Here is an 18850-nt window from a genome sequence, read left to right as displayed (position 1 = left end):
ATCACCGACCCCTCCTGCAGTTTCTTCTCCGATGGCTTCACCTGCTTCTCCACAGTCCGCTCCGACAGCCACTCCGTCGGCAACACCGTCTGCTGACCCAGCGACTCCAGCGGCTCCGGCGTCTTCAGCGGGTTCGGCGCCCGCTCCAGCGGCTCCAGCGGCCCCTGCGCCTTCTGCGGCTGCAGCACCCACTCCGTCGCCTGCCTCACCGCCCAAATATCTGAAGGCCTCCACCACCGCCATCGTGCTGATGCTGGTGGTGATGGCGGTCGGCATCGTCCTGATCCTGCGCGCCTGGGAGCTCGGCCCCTTCAACAGCAGCGTCGAGACCACGGACAACGCCTACGTGCGCGGCGCGGTCACGGTGCTGTCGCCGCAGGTGAACGGCTATGTGGTGGAGGTGCTGGTGAGGGACTTCGAGGACGTGCAGGCGGGACAGCCCCTGCTGCGCATCGACGACCGGCTCTACCAGGCCGCCGTGGACCTGGCGCAGGCGCAGCGCGCCAATGCCGCCGCGCAACTGGACAACTTTGCCCAGTCCCAGGCGCAGAACCAGGCAACGCTCTCCGCGTCACGCGCGACCCTGGCCTCGGCCCAGGCAGAACTTGCCCGCGCCGACGCGGAGCTGGGCCGTGTGGAAGCGCTGGCCCAGAGGGGTTCGGTCTCCCTGAATGAACGCGACCGGGTGCGCAGCAGCCATCGTCTGGCGCAGGTCAATGTCGAGAAAGCCAAGGCCGACATCCGCATTGGCGAAGAACGGGTCAAGGCCACCACCGTGGGCCGTGCCGGACTGAAGGCGCAGGTGGAGGCGGCGGATGCGCAGTTGGCGCAGGCCCGCATCAATCTGGCCAACACCGTGGTGAAGGCGCCGGCCAGCGGGCAGGTGAGTGAGGTGTCGGTGCGGCTGGGCCAGTATGTGTCGGCGGGCTCGCAGCTGCTGTTCCTGGTGCCGCGGCAGTTCTGGGTGGTGGCCAACTTCAAGGAAACGCAGACCGGACACATGCAAGTCGGGCAGCCGGTGAGCTTTCGGGCGGATGCGCTCAAAGGCGTGACCTTCACCGGACGAGTGCAGCAGCTCGCACCGGCGACCGGCTCCGAATTCAGCGTGCTCAAGGCGGATAACGCCACCGGCAATTTCACGAAGGTGGTGCAGCGCCTGCCGGTGCGGATCGCGCTGGATCCGGATCAGTCGATGGCTTCGCGGCTGCGGCCGGGGATGTCGGTGGTGGTGAGCGTGGACACGGCCGCCAGTGGGGCCGCGAGTGGCGCCGCAAGTGGCGTCGCAAGTGGCGCGGCAGGCGGTGCGGCAAGTGGTGCGGCAAGTGGTGCGGCGAGTGGTGCGGCGAGTGGCGCCGCAAACTCCGGTGCGACAGGTCGGAGGACCGAAAGCGCGCCGGGCGCTTCGGTACGCAGTGAAGGAGCTTCGCGATGAGGAGCAGGCCTGTCAGGGGGTGTGGCCCTGTCCTGCCGCTGGCCTTGTGGATCGGAACGGGCCTGTTGACCGGATGCGCGCCGACGATTCCACCGCCGCCTGAAACCGCACAGGTCACCGTTCCGGCTCATTGGCGTCACGACGCGCCCGATCCGCAACGTGCTGGCCCAGGCGCTGCTCAGAGCGCCGCTCAAGGCGCAGCTCAGAGTCCTGCGCCAACTGCTCCTCAGGGCACCGCGCAAGGCGCAGCTCAGCCCACTTCGCAAAGCATGTTGGCGAGCACGCCGCCCGGCAGTTCGCAGGACTCGTCGCAAGGCACTTCGCAAGGCACGTCACCCGGCGCAACCTTGGTCGCCCCTTGGTGGAAGGTTTTCGGAGACCCGGTGCTGGACGCGCTGGTGGACCGCGCCCTGGCCCACAACAGCGACCTGCTGCTGGCGGGTGCCCGACTGGAGGAAGCCCGCGCCACGCTGAGCGCCAGCCGCGCAACGGAATATCCGACGCTCAATCTCCAGGTTCCGTTCCAGGCCACGCGCACGCTGCAATCGACCGGTGTCTCCGACAGCCGCGTCATCCAGCCGGCCCTCGCTGCCAGTTGGGAACTGGACTTGTGGGGCCGCAACCGGGACCTGACCCGCGCCGCTGCGCTGCGCCTGCAAGCCAGCGAGGCGGACCAGCGCGGCGCGGCGCTGAGCGTGTCCGCCACCACGGTGCAGTCCTATGTGGCGCTGCTGGCGCTGGATGCGCAGTTGGCGCTCTCCCGCGCCACGCTGGTGTCCCGCCAGGAGGCCCTGCGCCTGGCGGAGGATCAGGCCCGCGTGGGCTACATCTCCCAGCTGCAACTGACCCAGGCGCAGGCGGAGTATGCCTCGGTGGCCCAGACCATTCCCCAGCAGGAGCTGGCCATCCGCCGGCAGGAACATGCGCTCGCCTTGCTGACGGGGGACACGGCCCGGGACCAGCCGCGCGGCCTCGCTTTTGATCAGCTCAGCCTGCCCGCGCCACCGGCCTTGGTGCCGTCAGCCCTGCTGGAGCGGCGGCCCGACATCGTGCAGGCCGCACGCCAGCTGGCCGCCACCGACGCCACGCTCGCCGCGCGGCAAAGCGCCTTTCTGCCGCAGGTGTCGCTAAGTGCGTCTGCGGGCCGTCTGTATGTGAATGCGCTGGACTACGACCCGATTCGCGTCTGGTCCATCGGCGCGAGTGCGCTGGCCCCGATCTTCGATGCCGGCCGCCTGCGGTCCCAGTTCGACATTGCCGCTGCACAGCGAGATCAGGCGGCCTTCACCTACCGGTCCCGAGTGCTGACGGCCTTGTCGGAAGTGGAGAACGCACTGGCCGGTCTGGATCGACTGGCCGAGCAACAACGCTTTGCGCTGCAGCGGCGAGATGTGCTGGCCCGTTCACTGCAGTACGCCCATGACCGCTATGAAGCCGGCTACGCGGGGTATCTGGAGGAGCTGGATGCGCAGCGCAATCTATTTGCGCAGGACAATGAATTGATCCGGATTCAGCAGACGGCGCTGGAGAACCGCATTGCCTTGATCCGGGCCTTGGGGGGGCCGCTGCCTTGACCCCCCCTGCGCTTAGCGACGCCCCTTCGCCGGCCGCTTCGCACCCGTGGTGTCTGCCGGCGCGGTCGTGCCCTTCACGGCCGCCTGTGCCAGCTTGAAGAACACATCGGTGTTGTCGATCACGCCGGTGAACGCCAGCGCGCCGGGACCAAAGGCCGACAGCGGAATGTCGGTCGCGGTGTGGACCGCCGACTCGCCAGGCACCTGCCCCGTCACCAGGTAGTCTCCCAGCGCATCGTCGCGCTCCAGCGGCGCGGGCGGGTACCACTTCAGCGGCTCGGTCTTGGCCATCGGCTGCTGCGAGTCCCGCATCGGCGTGGCATTGGTGCGCCAGTCTTCATAGCGGTCTGCATTGGCCCCGTAGCCCACCAGCAGGCGGTAGTCGATGTCCGTGGCCTCCGGATAACCATCCGCTGCCAGACGGTAGCGCGGGAAGCCGGCCTTCTCGTAGACACCCACCACCTTGTCGCGCAGATTGGCCGCGCCCTTCTTCTGGATGGCTTCCTGCAGCGCCTTGTCGGTCAGCATCGAGCCGCCGATCAGTGCAGCGCCGGAGCATTCATGGTCGGCGGTGACGATGACCAGCGTGTCGCCATTCTCACGGGCGAAGTCCTGCGCCACCTGCACCGCACGGTCGAACTCGATCGTGTCCAGCATCCAGCGCTCGGTGTCCATGTTGTGAGCCTGCTTGTCGATGGACGCGCCTTCGATCATCAGCACGAAACCCTTGGGCTGCTTCTTGAGCGTGTTCAGCGCCGCACGGGCCATTTCGTCGAGCATCGGCTGGTCGGGGAAGCCATAGTCCTCCACCACCGTGCCGGTCAGCCCTTTCTTCGCGCCGCGCCGGCCGTCGATCTTGTCCAGCGCCACATTCATGTTGGAGAAGGAGAACAGGCCCAGCAGCTTGTCCGCGCCGTCCGCGGCCATCAGCGCGGTGCGGGTGGGGGCATAGCGGTAGCCGGCGGACTGGAAGTCCTTGATCAGGTCGCGGTCCTTGTCCTTGGCGCCCGGCGCCACGCCCCAGCGCTTGACGATGTCGGCGGTGTGCGCATCGGTGCTGGAGAAGGCGTAGTCGTTGGCTTCCGCACGCTCGGAGCCCGGCGTGCCCGCAGGCAGGAACCACTTGCGGCCGCCGCCCAGCAGCACCGTCAGGCCGGTGCGCTCACGGTCGTCGAAGAACTGGTCGACGATGCCGGTGCCGGCGCCGCGGTTGCTGGTGTGCACGGCATTGCCGGCCGGCGTGGCATCGAACACGTCGGCCGTGGTCACGATGCCCAGCGCCTTGCCTTCGGTGCGGTGCAGATATTCGGACAGGTATTCGATGCGCGGATTGTCGAAGGCATCGGTGGTGTCGTCGGGGAACACCCCCTCTTCATTGTTGTTGTTCTTGTTGCCGGACACATAGGAGGTCATGCCCGGCGACGAATCGGTGACCACCGAGTTCAACGATGCGGTCTTCACCAGCGCGGTGGCCGGGAAGCTGTCCATCGCCAGCGGCGTGATGACCTTGCCCTGCGCATAACCACCCTTGACGATACGTGCCGCCGTGCGCTGGGCCGCGCCCATGCCGTCACCCAGCAGGATGATGACGTTCTTGACCTTCGGGCCCATCGCGGTGGCGAAGGGCACAACGTCGAAGTTGCCGCGGGCCGTCGCGGTCTGGCCATCGGCCTGCGTGGCTTCGATGCGCAGTTCATGGCGGCCGGGCTTGTCCAGGCTCACCGCGCGCACGGTGGCGATGGCCGTTTCGGCGGTGATGCCCTTGACGCAGCCGCTGGCGCAGTCGCGCAGGGCCACATTGGCGGTCACCGGCTTGCCATCGATGAAAAAGCGGGCGGCGGTGATGCGCTGGCCGGCATCGGGCTTGATGGTGGCCTGCAGGTCAAAGCGCTGGCCTGGCAGGAAGCGGGCGATCACCGGCTCGGGCTGGCCGCTGGCGAACAGCTCGCTGGGCGGCGTGAGTCGGGTGACCGTGGGCGCCGCCTGAGCAGCCGTCACGGCAAGGAGGGCGCTGGCGGCGGCCAGCAGGGTCGGCAGAGGTTTGGAGATCATGGCGCCTGGAGGTTCGTGGAGGAGACTGTGGTCAGCCGATGGCGCCGTGCAACGCACGGCACGGCACGGCTGTAGAGGATCAATGCGCGTGAGGCGGAGAGGACGGGGCCGGGGCCACGGGTTGGGACTGCAGCGCCTGCGGCGGGAGTTCGAGGCGGACCCAGGACACACGTCCGGTCTCGTCCTCGACACGCCCGACCCGCAGGCGACCGGTCAACACCAGCAGTCCGTCCTGATGCGGGACGAGACGGTCTTTCTGCGAAGGGTCCAGCTGAACCGTCACCGTGGACGGCGGCAGGTCGTCGGCTTCACCGTCGGCATGCTCGCTCATGCGCACCGGACGGGGCGTCAGCCAGAAGCGACCCGGCCGCGGCTGTTCCTGCGCCACCATGTAGCCGACCAGGCGCACGTTGCGGCCGTCGGCCGCCAGCAGCGCCTCGGACAGGGCCAGGCCGTGGTCGCCGATGGGCTGACGGAAGAACTGCGAGAACTTGAGCTCCAGGGCTTCGCCCGACGGGGCCGCAGCGGGCGACGGTTCTGACGCGGGAGCGGCTTGAAGCCCAGCGGCGAGCAGCGCGGCCGACAGGCCGACGAGCAGGCGGATGGGAAGACGGACGGGGCGGCGGGCAAGCGTCATGCCCAGGGAGCGATTGGCACACATGCGCGCGGATTCTTACGGGGCGCTGTGACAGATCAGTGACAGCGCGCCAGCGCAGCGGTCCTTGGCCCACGCTTCGCCGGACCTGTACGGCGGCGCAAGCAGCCACCGTACGAATCCCCCAAGAGAAACTCTGTTGACCCTTTCGACGCGACAAGGCTTGACGTCGCAGGGCCCCACCGCGAAGCTTGGGTGCGTCCACCGACGCTGCGCGGTCCTTCGCAGTCATGGGCCCATCACGGGTCCGCAGGAATGCCATGAGCTTGTCGACACAGCGGCTGCAAGCCCTGTATACGCGCCGCGCCCCCGTCTACGACTACGAACTGATGGCCGTTGCGCCCTTGCGCGAGGAGGCGATCCGGGCGCTCGAGCTGTCCCCAGGAGAGACGGTGCTGGACATCGGCACGGGCACCGGGCTGAGCCTGCCGGGCCTGGCCCAGGGAGTGGGCGACAGCGGCCGCATCGTCGGCATCGAGCCGTGCGAGGCCATGATGGCGCAGGCGAGGCGACGTGTCTCCGCAGCGCCTTGGCACACGCCGGTCGATCTGCTGGACAGCCCGGTGGAAGAGGCGCTGCTGGAGGGCGTTCTGCCCGCCCGCAGCGCCGATGCTGCCCTGTTCTTCTTCACCCATGACGCCCTGCAGCAGCCGCAGGGGCTGGATCGCGTGCTGAAGGCGCTCAAGCCGGGCGCCCGGGTGGTGGCGGCGGGCCTGGTGTGGGCGTCGCCCTGGTGGCCGCTGAGCAACTTTTTCGTGTGGAGCGCCGCCCTGCATTCGATCGAGCATCTGGACCGGCTGGACCAGCCCTGGCATGACCTGTCGCCGCGGCTGGCCAGCGCCGAGGTGGAGCGGCGCTGGCTGGAGTCGGTCTACCTGCTCAAGGGACGGGTCTGAAGGCCCGCCTCAATCCTCCAGCGGCACGAAGATCCAGAGCAGCAGGTAGAGCAGGAAACCGCTGCCCGCGCAGGCCACCAGCAGCACGAACACGATGCGCCAGAACCACGACGGCAGGCCACTCAGCCGGCCGATGCCGCCGCACACGCCGCCCAGCCAGCGGTCCCAGCGGCTGCGTCGCAGCGCATTGAGGGCATCCACCGCGGGTGCGCGCGGGCTGCTGCCATACGCCGTGCGCGGACCTTCGCCGGCCGTCCAGGACCCGGAGCCGCCAGGGCCTTCGAAGCGGCCTTCCTGGCGCCCGCCAAAGGGGCCTTCCTCGCCCAGCACACGCGCCTTGGCACGGGCGAATTCCTCGTCGCTGAGGACACCGCGTTGATGCAGGTCGGCAAGTCGCTGGAGTTCTTCGCTGGCGGACATGATGGGCTCCTTGTCGCTTCGGACGCTGCCGGGATGGCTGGCGTTCCGTTCATTTCCTTCCATGCTTCGCAGCGTATCGATCGGGGCAGATTCCTCGAGTCGATTGCGATCAACTGCGGACACCCGCGACACAGTGCAGCGCGCAGGGGCTGAACCGGTCTGGATGGCCCTGCGCGCCTGTGGCGGGTCGGTCCTGCACTAGCATGGGCCCTGTTGCCCTGTTGCCCTGTTGCCCTGTTCCCCTGCGCTTGATCGCCACGCCCATGACACTCGACACCCTTGAAATGCAAACCCGCGAGACGCCGCGCTTCAGCATCATCGTGATGCATGGACTCGGCTCGTGCGCGGACGACCTGGCCCCGCTGTGCCAGGCCCTGGACCTGCGGCCCGTGGTGCAGCGCGCCGGCGGCTTGCGCTTCGTGCTGCCCAATGCACCGCAGATCCCGGTGACCATCAACAGCGGCATCCGCATGCCCGCCTGGTACGACATCCGTCATGGCGACCTGAGCCAGCGGGAAGATGCCCAGGGCCTGCGCCAGTCCCAGGCCCTGATCGAGCAATTGATCCAGCAGGAAGAGCAGGAGCACGGCATTCCGCCGGAGCGGGTGGTGCTGGCCGGGTTTTCGCAAGGCTGCGCCATGACGCTGCTGACGGGGCTGCGCCATCCGCGACGGCTGGCCGGGCTGGTCGGCCTCAGCGGCTACCTGCCGCTGCTGGAGAGCACCGAGGCCGAACGCCACGCTGCCAACGCGCAAACGCCCATCTTCCTGGCGCATGGCGACCACGATCCGGTGGTGCAGCCCGCCCGCGCCATGGCCGCGCTGGCGGAGCTGCAGCTGCTGGGTTATCCGGTGCAGTGGCAGACCTACCCCATGGGCCATGAGGTCTGCCAGGAAGAGATCAGCGACCTGCAGCAGTGGCTCTGCGAAGTGCTGGTGAAGGCGGGCTGAGGACACTGCGCTGCCATCGCAGCCATCGCAGCCATCGCAGCAATTGCTGGCTTGGGCACCGCGGCGGTGGCTTGTACAAGCGCTGCGATGGCGATCAGACCGCAGGTTCGGTTTTGGAAACCTGCCGGTGCGCCAGTTGGCGCCATCCGCACGACCGGTCCACCCATCGACCCGACCTGAGGGCGGCTTCGGGAATGTCTTTGTTCCGAAGGCCGCCGCGGTTGATATAACGCGCCATCCCTTGCCTTGCCGGACGCGTCCGGTTTTCACCTTCGGCCCATGACTTCCCAGCTCTGCCCCATCTTGCCGACCCTGCCGCTGCCGCCGGTCTCGACCTCTTCGCCACTGCTCACCGCGTCGACGTCGGCTCATGCCCGGATGACGGCGCTCTGGGCTCGACCCCTGTTCGTGTTGCCAGTGGCTCTGTCACTGGCGCTGTCCGGATGGCATGGCGGCGTGAATGCTGCAACGACTGGCCCGACAAGCGCAAAGGCGGACGCTAGCATTCCAGCGGCCGATGCGAGCGACGCGGCCGCTAATGCCGCTAATGCCGCTAATGCCGCTAAGGCTGGAAAGGCGGCTGTGGCACCCACCACACCGCCCGCCCAGCTCACCGCCGTGGCCGCTGCCGTGGCTGCGCAGACCACTGCCGCACCGCGCCCGCTGACTTACGACGTCTACGCCAACTGGCGCAGCATCCAGGGCACCCAGCTCAGTCGCGACGGCCAGTGGGTCGCCTACGCGCTGGTGGCCCAGGAGGCGGACGGTGAGCTGGTGGTGCGTCACCTGACCGATGGCCGCGAATGGCGCGCACCACGCGGCACCGCCCCCGTGTTCAGCGCTGACGGCCATTATGTCGCCTTTGCCGTGCAGCCGACACGCGCGGTGCTCGACCAGGCGAAGAAGGACAAGAAAAAGGGCGACGACGCGCCCAAGGCCGGCGCGGCCGTGATGGACCTGAGCACCGGCACCGTGGAGACGGTGGAACGGGTGAAGCGCTTTGCCTGGCCGAAGGACGGCGGTAGCGTGCTGGCGATGCTGCTGGAGGCGGTTCCGGCGAAGAAGGACGCCGGTAAGGAAGCTGAGGCGAACAAAGCCGATGCCAGCCGGGACGCCGTTGGAGACGCCGAGGAAGATGCGAGCGGTGAGCTCGATCGCGCCGCTGTTGTGAGCAGCGACGCCGACCTCTTCGCCGACCAGGAAGCCAATCCCGAGGCCGCCGCGCTGGCGGCCACCAAGAAGACACCGGGCACCGAGCTGGTGGTGCTGGATGCGGCCACCAATACGCGTCAGACGCTCAGGGACGTGGCCGACTTCGTCTGGTCCGACGACGGGCGTCGCCTGGCCTACGTAGTCTCGGTGAAGGAATCACCTGCGGCCAAGCGCAAGAGCGGGGAAGGCGCTGGGCCGGTGGCGTCCGGCGCCGCTGCTGCGGCCGGTGCATCGGCAGCATCCACGGAGACCAGCCCGACCGGCATGCCGGCCGCATCGGCACCCGCGTCCGCATCCGCATCCGCATCTACATCCACATCTGCACCGACATCCGCAGCACCAGCACCCGCATCCGCCAGCACCGGCACCGTCGTCCCCCTGCTGGCCGACATCGGAGCCGCCCGCGAAGGCGTTTATCTGCTGGACCCGGCCCGCCCGGACCACAGCTCCGCCGTGCTGCGCGGCGCCGGCAGTTATCGGCAGTTGAAGTTCGATGCGCAAGGCGAGCAACTGGCCTTCGTCAGCAACCGCGATGCCATTGCCGAACGGGCCGCCACGCGGATGAGTGACACCAAGGCGGCGGACAAGACCTCGGACAGCAAGCCCGCCCCCACCCCCTACAAGCTCTACCTCTGGCGCAGCGGTGGGCCCGCAGGCCTGTCCACCGACGTTGCTGCCGCTGCGGCCCAGCCGCTGGTCAGCGCCGACACCGCCGGCATGCCCACCGGCTGGAGCCCGAGCGAATTCGCAGCGCTCAGTTTCAGCAAGGACGGTCAGCGCCTGTTCCTCGGCACCTCGGAGACGCCCAAGGCCGAACCCGCCGATGCGCCCGAGCCGGTGAAAGTCGACCTGTGGCACTGGAAAGATCCGGAGCTGCAGTCCGCGCAGAAAGCCAAGGCCGAACGGGAGAAGCAGCGCAGCTACCGCGCCGTGGTGCATCTGGCCTCGTCGCTGGACCAGGCCCGCTTTGTCCAGTTGGCCCGCAAGGACCTGCCCACCGTGCAAGTCAATGAAAACGCCGACTTCGCCCTGGGCCTGAGCGACCTGCCCTACCGCCCGCTGCGGTCCTGGGACGGTGAGTTCACCGATGCTTATGCCGTGAACCTGCGCACCGGCGAAGCCCGGCTGGTGGCCCGGCAGCAGCGCCAGGTGCCGACGCTGTCACCGGCCGGCCGCTACATCCTCGGTTTCGAAGCCGCACAGCGCCGCTGGACGGCGTGGCGCACCGACACCGGCGCAGCCAGCGTCCTCACCGCCCGCCTTCCCGCCCGCTTTGACAACGACGAGCGCGACGTCCCCGACCTGCCCGAACCCTACGGCATGGCCGGCTGGACCGACGGCGACCGGAGCGTGGTGCTCTACGACCGCTACGACCTCTGGCAGGTGGACCCGCAGACCCTGCAGGCCTCGAACCTGACCCAGGGCTGGGGACGCCGCCAGCAGCTGCAACTGCGCCTGGTACCGCTGGACCCGGAAGACGCCGACAAGCGCCCGCTCGACAGCGGCGCATGGACCCTCTCGGGCACCAATGACCGCACCCGCGACAGCGGCTACTACCGGGTGGCGTCCTCCGGTGGACAGCCCGCGGTGCTGATCCAGGACCAGAAGATGATCGGCGGCCTGATCAAGGCCAAGTCCGCCGACCGCATCGTCTTCACCCAGCAGACCTTCCGCGAATTCCCGGACCTGTGGACCTCCACGCTGGACCTGCGCCAGCCGGTGCGCATCAGCCAGGCCAATCCGCAGCAGTCGCAATTCGTGTGGGGCACGCAGGAGCAGATCGAGTACACCGCCGCCGATGGCCGCAAGCTGCGTGCGCTGCTGACCCGGCCGGACAACTTCGACCCGTCGAAGAAGTATCCGCTGATGGTCTACATCTACGAAAAGCTGTCGGACAACCGCTATCGCTACGTGCCGCCGGCGCCCGCGCAGAACATCAACGTGACGCGCTATGTGAGCAACGGCTATATCGTGCTGCGCCCGGACATCGTCTACACCACCGGCCATCCCGGCCGCAGTGCGATGAACACGGTGCTGCCGGCCATCCGGCAGGTGGTCGCCAAAGGGTATGTGGACCCCAAGCGCATCGGCATCCAGGGCCACAGCTGGGGCGCCTACCAGATCAACTACCTCATCACCCACACGACGATCTTCCGTGCGGCGGAGGCCGGTGCGTCGATGGCCAACATGGTCAGCGGCTACGGCGGCATCCGCTGGGGCGCCGGCATCAGCCGCGCCTTCCAGTACGAGCATGGACAGAGCCGCATCGGGGCCACGCCCTGGGAGCGCCCGGATCTCTATGTGGAGAACTCACCCATCTTCCGCGTGGACAAGGTGCAGACGCCCTATCTGACCATCCACAACGACGACGACGATGCCGTGCCCTGGTACCAGGGCATCGAGTTCTTCACCGCCCTGCGCCGTCTGGGCAAGGAAGCCTACTGGTTCAACTACAACGGCGAGAAGCACGGGCTGAAGGACCGGGACCACATGAAGCACTTCACCGTGCACATGGGAGAGTTCTTCGACCACTATCTGCTGGGGTCGCCGCGGCCGGCGTGGATGGACCAGCCGGTGCCCTACCTGGAGCGCGGCAAGCGGGATGTGATGGGGATGTTCAAGCCGAAGGACGGGGAGCCGTCGGCGACGGTTCAGGCCCTGACGTCCTCGGGGACGCCTTCGAGGACTGCGGGGACCGCTGCAGGCGCGGCTGCAGCAAGCGGCTCCGGGGCTGCCTCGGAAACTGCACCGACGAGTGCCTCCCAGGCCGTGCGCCCGTAAACGTTCAGCACCAGCGCGGCGCCGGTGAGCAGCACCAGCAGCAGCACCAGGGCCGCCGCAACGGCAGCCCAGCGCCCCATCAGCCGCGTCGCCAGGCTCTGGGGCGCCAGCGCCTTGGCCAGCGCGCTGTCCGCGCTCAGCAGCAGGCTGCCACCATCGGGCAGTTGCACCGGCACCGGCGTGCCGCGCCAGCGCTCGCCGACCTTCAGGCGCTTGCGGGCATAACGCCGGGGCGCGCCGTCCATGGCAGCCGCCAGGCTGGTGTCCATCTCGCGAGCCCACGCCGCCGTTGATTCGCTGGAATGCGGCACCAGTTCGAGGTGCTGCCCGTGGATGCGCACCAGGGCCATTCGGGGACGCGGGTCCCGGCCGTTGAACCAGCGCGCATTGGTCGAATAGACCTCGGTCACGGCAAAAGGCTCAGGCCAGGCCCAGCGCGCGACCGGATGGCCCGGTCGCGTTGGCACGGGCCAGGGCCGGTGTGTCGAGCGCGGTGCGCAACTCATCGGCATGGGCGTTCATGGCCTCGACCCGCAGGCGGGCCAGGTGGACCGCCAGGAACGGCCAGTACAGCCCCATCGTGGGCACCAGCAGCCAGCCACGGCTCAGCAGCAGTTGGGTGGCCGGGGAATGTCCGCCGCGATGACTCGCGCCGGCACCAGCCCAGCGAAGGCGTGAGCGGGCAGTGAGGACCGGCGGGAGCACGGCGACGGCACGCGGTGCAGCGCCCAGCCGTTGGCCCAGGCGCATGCCGCGCCAGCTCAGGTGGTGGAGACGAAAGCGCCGGATGCGCATGGACAGCGCAGCAGCCCCCAGCATCATCACGCCCAGCATGGCCGCGCCGGTCCACAGCGGTTGCAGCAGCGACAGCCACACCCCCACCACCAGCACCAGCCCCATCAGGCGGTGAGCCAGCATGCGATGGGGGGCGCCGTGGAAATTGAAAGGGTCGCCGTCCAGCAGGGTGTGACGCGCCCACCATTGCAGATCGCGGCGCTGGGCCCAGGGGGCGTACAGGCCCAGGGTGGCCACGCACAGCAGCAGATGGATGACCCACAGGCGGAAGTATTCGCTGCCGGTGCCGGTGAAGCGCAGCCGGGGCGCCGCGCTGTCAGTCCATGCGCCGGGCTCGGTGGCTCGGATCTCGGTCGCGGAAGGCGCCGCGGACAGTGCAGTGGCGCTGCCGGTGGCGAAAGCGCCGGCGGACGCGGCGGCGGACGCACGGGCGGCCTCCTCGACTCTGCGGCTGCCCGCCTGGGCATGGCTCCAGGCCACCACCGCGTCAAAGCGGACCGGGCCCGGGGCGCGGCTGGGGGTCGCCTCCACGTTCAGCACGATGTCCACGTCTTCCTCGTCGAAGAGATCCGACGGAAGCGTGCTGACGAAGTCCTCGTTCTCGTCGGCGCTTTCTTCCATGCGAAGCGCCGGCGCTCGCTCGACGGGGGATGGTGCGTCCCACGACGGGGGCGCACCGGACGCGCGTCCGGTCGGCGACCAGGACGCCCCGGTCCGGGCGATGAAGTTCATGTCGGGTCCTGCGGTTCCAGGCGACGGCAGATGCCGCGGCCCAGCCTCCCACTGGCGGGTGTTGCTCTCTTCCACGTCACACTCCCCTGAGTCCCGTCTGCGCGGGCAATGGCGGTGAGTCTAGGAGAGCGCCGAAAAAGGTGTGCGCAGCAGGCGGTGGTGGAAACCCGGGTGGTACCGCTACACCTGTGACGGAAACCGCTGATTCGTTGATTTCGGCACACCCTGCGCGGCTGGCGGACCGGTGGACTTGAATCAGGCGGGAAGACGACCGCGCTGCAGGGATTGCAGGTCGGCGCTGCTGGGCTGGAAGTGGGTGACCAGGGCGTCCATCAGGGCGCGCGCCTTGGCGGAGTTGTCGGTGCCGTAGTTGCAGACATAGACGTCCAGGGTGACGGCGGCCAGTTCGGGCCAGGTGTGAAGGGCCACATGGGATTCCGCCAGCAGCAGCATGCCGGTGAGGCCGCCCGGCTGGCCGTCGGCGCCGTCCGGAAAGCGGTGCCAGTGCTCGCCCACGACGGTCAGGCCTGCGGCCTCGGTGATGCGTCGGCACTGGACCGCCAGACCGGTGGCGTCCACCAGGCGCGCGAGGTCGGCGCAGCCACGCAGGTCGGCGGTGAGATGCAGTCCGTTCATGGACGGGCAGTGTAGGACCGCCGCGGCCCGCGGTGCTGCGGCCGGACCTCAGCGTTCGGCAGGATGTCCCGCTTCGGCCAGCAGGGCGAGGCAACGCTCTTCATGCTGGCTGATTTCGGCGAGGGTGACCTCGATGTCGCTGAGCTGCTGGCGCAGTTGGCGGCGGTGCTGGTCGAGCACGGAGAGAAAGGCGCGCAATTGCGGCGCGGTGTCGGACTGGCTGTCGTACATGTCCACAAGCTGTTTGACGTCCTGCAGCGAGAGGCCCAGGCGCTTGCCCCGCAGGGTGAGCTTGAGCCGGGTTCGGTCGCGCTGGGTGTAGACGCGGTTGCGGCCCGCACGGGCCGGGGTGAGCAGGCCCATGTCTTCGTAGAAACGAATGGCGCGCGGGGTGATGTCGAATTCGTTGGCCAGCTCGGTGATGGTGAACAGAGGGCCGGCGCCGACATGGGCTTCGGGCAGGCCGTCGTTGCTGTCCGCCAGCAGCCCGGCGGGTTCGCCACCGGAGAGCCCGCCCCCAGGAAGCTCAGGGAGGTCGGGCGGAAGGGTCGGGCGGGACTCGGTGCTCATGGCTACACTGCGGTGACGTTGACGTAAACGTAAACCTGAAGTCTACCGCCATGGCCAATCCGCGCGAATCCGAACTGTCCTACCCCCTTGGTGATCAGCTGCCCGCCCCCGGTGAGGTGCTGGAGGTGTTGCCCGGGCTGCGCTGGTTGCGCATGGGGCTGCCGTTTGCGCTGGACCACATCAATCTGTGGCTGCTGAAGGATGAGGTGGACGGGCAAAGCGGCTGGACGATCGTGGATTGCGGGATCCACAGTGAGCCGACGAAGGCCAACTGGGAGACGATCTTTGAGCGGCATCTGGACGGGCTGCCGGTGCTGCGGGTGGTGGTGACGCATTTCCATCCGGACCATATGGGGCTGGCAGACTGGCTGACGCAGCGGTGGAACTGCCGGTTGTGGATGAGCGCGACGGACTATCAGCTGGCGCGGGTCGCCTCGTCGTCGACGGTGGGGATGGGCGGCGAGGCAGCGGCCGCGTTCTTCGGAAGCCACGGGCTGTCGGATCCGGCGTCGCTGGAGAAAATCCGCGGGCGGGCCAGTTATTACCCGAACATGGTGCCGGCCGTGCCGCCTGCGTTCCGGCGCTTGATGGACGGGATGGAGCTCAAAATCGGCGACCACGCGTGGACCTGTCTGGTGGGCCATGGGCATGCGCCGGAGCACATGAGTCTGTGGTCGGAGTCGCTGGGGGTGATGATCGCCGGCGATATGGTGTTGCCGCGAATTTCCACGAACGTGTCGGTGGTGGACGTGGAGCCGGAAGCGGATCCGCTGCGACAGTATCTGGATTCATTGGCGCGGCTGTTGCCGCTGCCGGAAGACACGCTGGTGCTGCCGGCGCATGGCAAACCATTCAAGGGGCTGCATGCGCGGATCGATCAGTTGCAGCAGCATCATGCGGAGCGGCTGGCGGAGGTGCTGGCCGCCTGTACGGCCAAGCCCAGTCACGCGGCGGAACTGCTGCCGATGATGTTCCGGCGGCCGCTGGATTTACACCAGACCACATTTGCCATGGGGGAAGCGGTGGCCCACCTGAACCATCTCTGGTTGGGAGGACAGTTGCGGCGCCATCTGGGTGATGACGGGGTGTATCGGTTCTCGGCTTGAAACCAGTCGCCGCCGCCCCTTCCGGGGGCGGCGGCGCTGAGCCTTGTATGCATCAATTAACGTCAGCGCGGATCGACCGAACACAGCGCAGGCTGCGGAAATCGTGGCGCCGCACGGAGCAGGCTCCAATCGTGCTCAGATGCGGTGATGACAGCGTTGGCGAGTGTGCATCCCACCAGGAATGGGGGACAAGCCCCCCCTAAGGGGGAAAACCCGGCAGAGGGGCCGGGGGGCGGGCAATCTTGGGCTCCTGGCAAGGGTAAATACCGGGGGCGTGGGGGGGGGGTGCACTGCCCATCGAAGACGGGGAGGCGGGGTCTGTTTGCTACGTGTCCCTCCTGTCCGGCTTCGCCGGCCATTCCTTCCTTAACCTCCGCAAACAGACCCCGCCTCCCCGTCTTCTCACACCCAGGACTTCCACCAGTCCAATCGGACGTTGCGGATCAGCGAGGGCTCACCCACGCTGCTCTCAATATCCAACCATCGGTGCGTGGTCGTGGTCGTGATTCGGTGCGCCGCTCTGGACGTCCGAGTCGTCACCGTCTGCATCCATCAACGGGAGCACAGCCTGCTTGAGACGGTCGCGCGCCAACTCATAGTCCGGCATGACGGAACGGACCACCGCCCAGAAACGAGGACTGTGGTTCATCTCCAGCAGGTGCGACAGCTCGTGTGCGACCACATAGTCAATCAGCGCCGGAGAAAAATGAATCAGGCGCCAGTTCAGTCGGATGATGCCGTCCGCATTGGCACTGCCCCAGCGCGTCTGGGCCGATGACAGACGCAAGCCCGTCATCGTGACCCCCAGCTGCTGAGCAAAATGCCGGCAGCGCGGCTCGAACCAGGCCTTGGCCTGCCTCTGCAGCCAGGCCTGCACCGTGTCACGGATCTGGTGCGGCGTGGCCGTTTGCGGAAGCCCCAGGTACAGCATGCGACGCGCCACCGTGGACAAGGTGCCCTGCGCATCACTGCGCCCTTCGTCCAGACGCGCCCCAGTCAGGCTCGGGTCCAGCACAACGATCAAGGGCTCACCCAGGTAAGGCAGGCTGCAGCCATCGCCCCAATGCACCCGCGCAGCCTGGGTTCGGCGTGCTCGCTCGCGCTGTTCGACCAGCTTGCGCAGGATCCACTCCGCCTTCTGCTGCAAAGCCTTGTCGATGTCGCCCAGCGCCACCCATTTGGGCGCAGAGACACGCAGGCCATCCTCGCTGACCGTAAAACCAATGCTGCGGCGTCGCGCTCGCTTGAGCTCGTAAGGCACCGGCTGACCATGCAGCACGACCTGGCGCAGCGCAGCGCCGTCCGCACGCGGACGGGGCGAAGGCGTCAACGTCGTGGCATCCGGTGAGAAAAAGGACGGTTGCCGGGTGAGCGGGGGCTGAGGCCCCTGCGGTCGCGGCGGCTGCGCCGGCGCAATGGATGCGAGGTCCTGTCCAGGCCCGGCAGCCGGCCCGGACACCGGCACGGGCGCCGCGGCAGGCGGTACAGCGGGGGAAGAGGCAGGAGGCGGGGCGCTGTCAAAGAGGGACAGCTGGGTGAACTTCAGCAGTTCGGCCAGGCCCCGCAGCTTGGAAGGCGGCATGGGCGCAAAGTGTACTCAGACCGGTGCCGATGCGGGAGGGGCCGCGACCGGAGCCGGGGCGCTGGCCGGATAGGCGTCCGGGTCGAGGCGGCGCATTTCCGCTTCAATCCAGCCCTGGACTTCCTGCATGAGTTCCGCCGGCGCACGGCCCGTGCTCGGAATCTGCGGGCCAATGGAGATGTCCACCACACCCGGACGCAGCAGGAAGCTCTTGCGCGGCCAGCAACGGGCAGCGTTCACCGCAATGGGCACCACCGGCTGTCCCGTCTCGACCGCCAGGCGTGTGCCGCCAGTCTTGTAGTCGCCCGCCGTGCCGCGCGCCACACGCGTACCCTCAGGGAACATGATGACCCAGGTGCCCTGCGCCGCCAGGCGCTTGCCCTGCGCCAGAACCTTGGACCAGGCTTCGCTGCGCTTGCTGCGGTCGATGTGGATCATGTCCAGCCGCGACATCGCCCAGCCAAAGAACGGCACGTAGATCAGCTCGCGCTTGAAGACGTAGGCCAGCGGACGCGGCATCAGCATGGGATACGCAAAGGTCTCCCAGGTCGATTGATGCTTGGACAGCAAGATCACCGATTCCTTGGCACCCGTGGGCAGATGCTCCATGCCGCGCACCTTCCAGCGCACGCCGCAGATGACCCGCGCGCCCCACATCGCCACCGTGAGCCAGCCGGCACACATCCAGTAGAGCCGGGTGCTGCTCAGGAAGGGAGAGACCAGCACCACCGCCGTTCCCCAGGGAATGACGGTCACGGTGAGCCAGAGGACAAACAGCAGGGAACGCAGGGCAGCGAGCATCAGCTCAGGTCTCCAGGACGGGATTCGGGAACAGGCGTCACGCCCCGCGCATCCGCACGGGCACGACGCTCTTCTTGGATCAGGGTTTCAGCAAAGGACGCCAGGTCCGGATGGACCCGCACGCCCGGCACCAGCGCCAGTTGCTCCTGCAACTGCTGCTCGTCCACGCCCGCCATGCGCTCGCCGCGCAGCAGGTGCGGACGGCAGCCAGCCGCCATCGCGGTCTGCACGTCCCGCATGGACGCGCCCACCATGTGCACCTGCGGCAGATCGACGCCAAACCGCTCGCCAATCTGTTCGATAAGCCCAGGCAGCGGCTTGCGGCAACTGCAGTTGTCTTCCGGTGCATGCGGACAGAAGAAGGCCGCATCCAGCCGGCCGCCCTTCTCCGCCAGCAACTGGTTGAGCCTCAGGTGCACCGCATTAAGCGACGCCATGTCCAGCAAGCCCCGCCCGATGCCGGGCTGGTTGGTGGCCATGACGGTGTGCCAGCCCGCGTGATTCAGCCGCGCCACCGCTTCCAGCGCCCCCGGCAAAGGCTCCAGCTCTTCCGGTGCCTTCACATGGTCGTCGCGATAGCGGTTGATGGTGCCGTCCCGACCCAGGATCACCAGCTTCATGCCATGCGAATGCTCGGACCGGTTGGGCATCTTGTC

15 protein-coding genes and 1 pseudogene are annotated in these 18850 nt (G+C 68.0%); 6 read left to right on the top strand and 10 right to left on the bottom strand.

Going from position 1 to position 18850, the window contains the following annotated elements; genetic code table 11:
- Positions 1-250: 250 nt before the first annotated feature.
- Positions 251-1432: an HlyD family secretion protein gene (locus tag DES44_RS00325; RefSeq protein WP_232310072.1), complete on the top strand. Its 1182-nt coding sequence runs from the start codon at positions 251-253 to the stop codon at positions 1430-1432.
- The gene (locus DES44_RS00320) at positions 1429-3006 is read left to right on the top strand and encodes an efflux transporter outer membrane subunit (protein ID WP_083525893.1); all 1578 of its coding nucleotides are present in this window, start codon (positions 1429-1431) and stop codon (positions 3004-3006) included. The genes DES44_RS00325 and DES44_RS00320 overlap by 4 nt, the downstream gene beginning before the upstream one ends.
- 12 nt (positions 3007-3018) lie before the next feature.
- Here DES44_RS00320 and DES44_RS00315 read toward each other — a convergent pair whose 3' ends face one another.
- Together DES44_RS00315 and DES44_RS00310 are read right to left on the bottom strand one after the other, a co-directional pair.
- Positions 3019-5058, bottom strand: a complete 2040-nt coding sequence (locus DES44_RS00315; protein ID WP_058936699.1) for an alkaline phosphatase — start codon at positions 5056-5058, stop codon at positions 3019-3021.
- Between the two features lie 79 nt (positions 5059-5137).
- Positions 5138-5719, bottom strand: a complete 582-nt coding sequence (locus DES44_RS00310) for a hypothetical protein (protein ID WP_058936700.1) — start codon at positions 5717-5719, stop codon at positions 5138-5140.
- Between the two features lie 254 nt (positions 5720-5973).
- Here DES44_RS00310 and DES44_RS00305 point away from each other — a divergent pair, with 254 nt between their 5' ends.
- Complete coding sequence (locus tag DES44_RS00305) at positions 5974-6609, top strand: class I SAM-dependent methyltransferase (protein ID WP_058936701.1); 636 nt, start codon at positions 5974-5976, stop codon at positions 6607-6609.
- Positions 6610-6618: 9 nt separating this feature from the next.
- Here DES44_RS00305 and DES44_RS00300 read toward each other — a convergent pair whose 3' ends face one another.
- Positions 6619-7029: a PspC domain-containing protein gene (locus tag DES44_RS00300; RefSeq protein WP_058937638.1), complete on the bottom strand. Its 411-nt coding sequence runs from the start codon at positions 7027-7029 to the stop codon at positions 6619-6621.
- A 263-nt stretch (positions 7030-7292) separates the two neighbouring features.
- Here DES44_RS00300 and DES44_RS00295 point away from each other — a divergent pair, with 263 nt between their 5' ends.
- Positions 7293-7979, top strand: a complete 687-nt coding sequence (locus DES44_RS00295; protein ID WP_058936702.1) for an alpha/beta hydrolase — start codon at positions 7293-7295, stop codon at positions 7977-7979.
- Positions 7980-8258: 279 nt separating this feature from the next.
- Positions 8259-11717: pseudogene (locus DES44_RS00290) on the top strand (S9 family peptidase); the annotation flags it as partial.
- 125 nt (positions 11718-11842) lie between these two features.
- Here the strand turns inward: DES44_RS00290 and DES44_RS26110 are convergent.
- The 4 genes from DES44_RS26110 to DES44_RS00275 form a co-directional block, all read right to left on the bottom strand.
- A complete protein-coding gene (locus DES44_RS26110; protein ID WP_445677795.1) occupies positions 11843-12382 on the bottom strand; it encodes a DUF7092 domain-containing protein in 540 nt (179 codons plus the stop codon).
- Positions 12383-12392: 10 nt separating this feature from the next.
- The gene (locus DES44_RS00285; protein ID WP_083525895.1) at positions 12393-13499 is read right to left on the bottom strand and encodes a DUF898 family protein; all 1107 of its coding nucleotides are present in this window, start codon (positions 13497-13499) and stop codon (positions 12393-12395) included.
- Positions 13500-13754: 255 nt separating this feature from the next.
- Positions 13755-14135 (bottom strand): S-adenosylmethionine decarboxylase family protein, encoded by a 381-nt coding sequence (locus tag DES44_RS00280; RefSeq protein ID WP_058936705.1) that lies wholly within the window; start codon positions 14133-14135, stop codon positions 13755-13757.
- A gap of 48 nt (positions 14136-14183) precedes the next feature.
- Complete coding sequence (locus DES44_RS00275) at positions 14184-14597, bottom strand: MerR family transcriptional regulator (protein WP_058937639.1); 414 nt, start codon at positions 14595-14597, stop codon at positions 14184-14186.
- A 158-nt stretch (positions 14598-14755) separates the two neighbouring features.
- On the opposite strand from DES44_RS00275, the gene DES44_RS00270 reads away from it, so the two are divergent.
- Positions 14756-15811, top strand: coding sequence for an MBL fold metallo-hydrolase (locus DES44_RS00270; protein ID WP_058936706.1), 1056 nt, complete (start codon positions 14756-14758; stop codon positions 15809-15811).
- Between the two features lie 469 nt (positions 15812-16280).
- Here DES44_RS00270 and DES44_RS00265 read toward each other — a convergent pair whose 3' ends face one another.
- From DES44_RS00265 to gmhB, 3 genes are read right to left on the bottom strand one after another with little or no spacing between them, the layout of a single operon-like run.
- Complete coding sequence (locus DES44_RS00265; protein WP_083525897.1) at positions 16281-17393, bottom strand: M48 family metallopeptidase; 1113 nt, start codon at positions 17391-17393, stop codon at positions 16281-16283.
- 15 nt (positions 17394-17408) lie between these two features.
- Positions 17409-18194 (bottom strand): lysophospholipid acyltransferase family protein, encoded by a 786-nt coding sequence (locus DES44_RS00260; RefSeq protein WP_058936707.1) that lies wholly within the window; start codon positions 18192-18194, stop codon positions 17409-17411.
- On the bottom strand, positions 18194-18844 hold the full coding sequence (gmhB, locus tag DES44_RS00255) for a D-glycero-beta-D-manno-heptose 1,7-bisphosphate 7-phosphatase (protein WP_232309856.1): 651 nt from the start codon (positions 18842-18844) through the stop codon (positions 18194-18196). The genes DES44_RS00260 and gmhB overlap by 1 nt, the downstream gene beginning before the upstream one ends.
- Positions 18845-18850 lie beyond the last annotated feature (6 nt).

This window comes from Roseateles depolymerans (assembly GCF_003387155.1).
GTDB lineage: Bacteria > Pseudomonadota > Gammaproteobacteria > Burkholderiales > Burkholderiaceae_C > Roseateles > Roseateles depolymerans.
Note: the sequence above shows the minus strand (reverse complement) of the source record. Positions and strands in the feature narration are given on the sequence as shown.

Bases quoted from the DNA above. Each gene is read 5' to 3' on its own strand.
- DES44_RS00325 (WP_232310072.1), top strand. From the start codon at position 251: ATGCTGGTGGTGATGGCGGTCGGCATCGTCCTGATCCTGCGCGCCTGG.
- DES44_RS00320 (WP_083525893.1), top strand. From the start codon at position 1,429: ATGAGGAGCAGGCCTGTCAGGGGGTGTGGCCCTGTCCTGCCGCTGGCC.
- DES44_RS00315 (WP_058936699.1), bottom strand. From the start codon at position 5,058: ATGATCTCCAAACCTCTGCCGACCCTGCTGGCCGCCGCCAGCGCCCTC.
- DES44_RS00310 (WP_058936700.1), bottom strand. From the start codon at position 5,719: ATGTGTGCCAATCGCTCCCTGGGCATGACGCTTGCCCGCCGCCCCGTC.
- DES44_RS00305 (WP_058936701.1), top strand. From the start codon at position 5,974: ATGAGCTTGTCGACACAGCGGCTGCAAGCCCTGTATACGCGCCGCGCC.
- DES44_RS00300 (WP_058937638.1), bottom strand. From the start codon at position 7,029: ATGTCCGCCAGCGAAGAACTCCAGCGACTTGCCGACCTGCATCAACGC.
- DES44_RS00295 (WP_058936702.1), top strand. From the start codon at position 7,293: ATGACACTCGACACCCTTGAAATGCAAACCCGCGAGACGCCGCGCTTC.
- DES44_RS00285 (WP_083525895.1), bottom strand. From the start codon at position 13,499: ATGAACTTCATCGCCCGGACCGGGGCGTCCTGGTCGCCGACCGGACGC.
- DES44_RS00280 (WP_058936705.1), bottom strand. From the start codon at position 14,135: ATGAACGGACTGCATCTCACCGCCGACCTGCGTGGCTGCGCCGACCTC.
- DES44_RS00270 (WP_058936706.1), top strand. From the start codon at position 14,756: ATGGCCAATCCGCGCGAATCCGAACTGTCCTACCCCCTTGGTGATCAG.
- DES44_RS00265 (WP_083525897.1), bottom strand. From the start codon at position 17,393: ATGCCGCCTTCCAAGCTGCGGGGCCTGGCCGAACTGCTGAAGTTCACC.
- DES44_RS00260 (WP_058936707.1), bottom strand. From the start codon at position 18,194: ATGCTCGCTGCCCTGCGTTCCCTGCTGTTTGTCCTCTGGCTCACCGTG.
- gmhB (WP_232309856.1), bottom strand. From the start codon at position 18,844: ATGCCCAACCGGTCCGAGCATTCGCATGGCATGAAGCTGGTGATCCTG.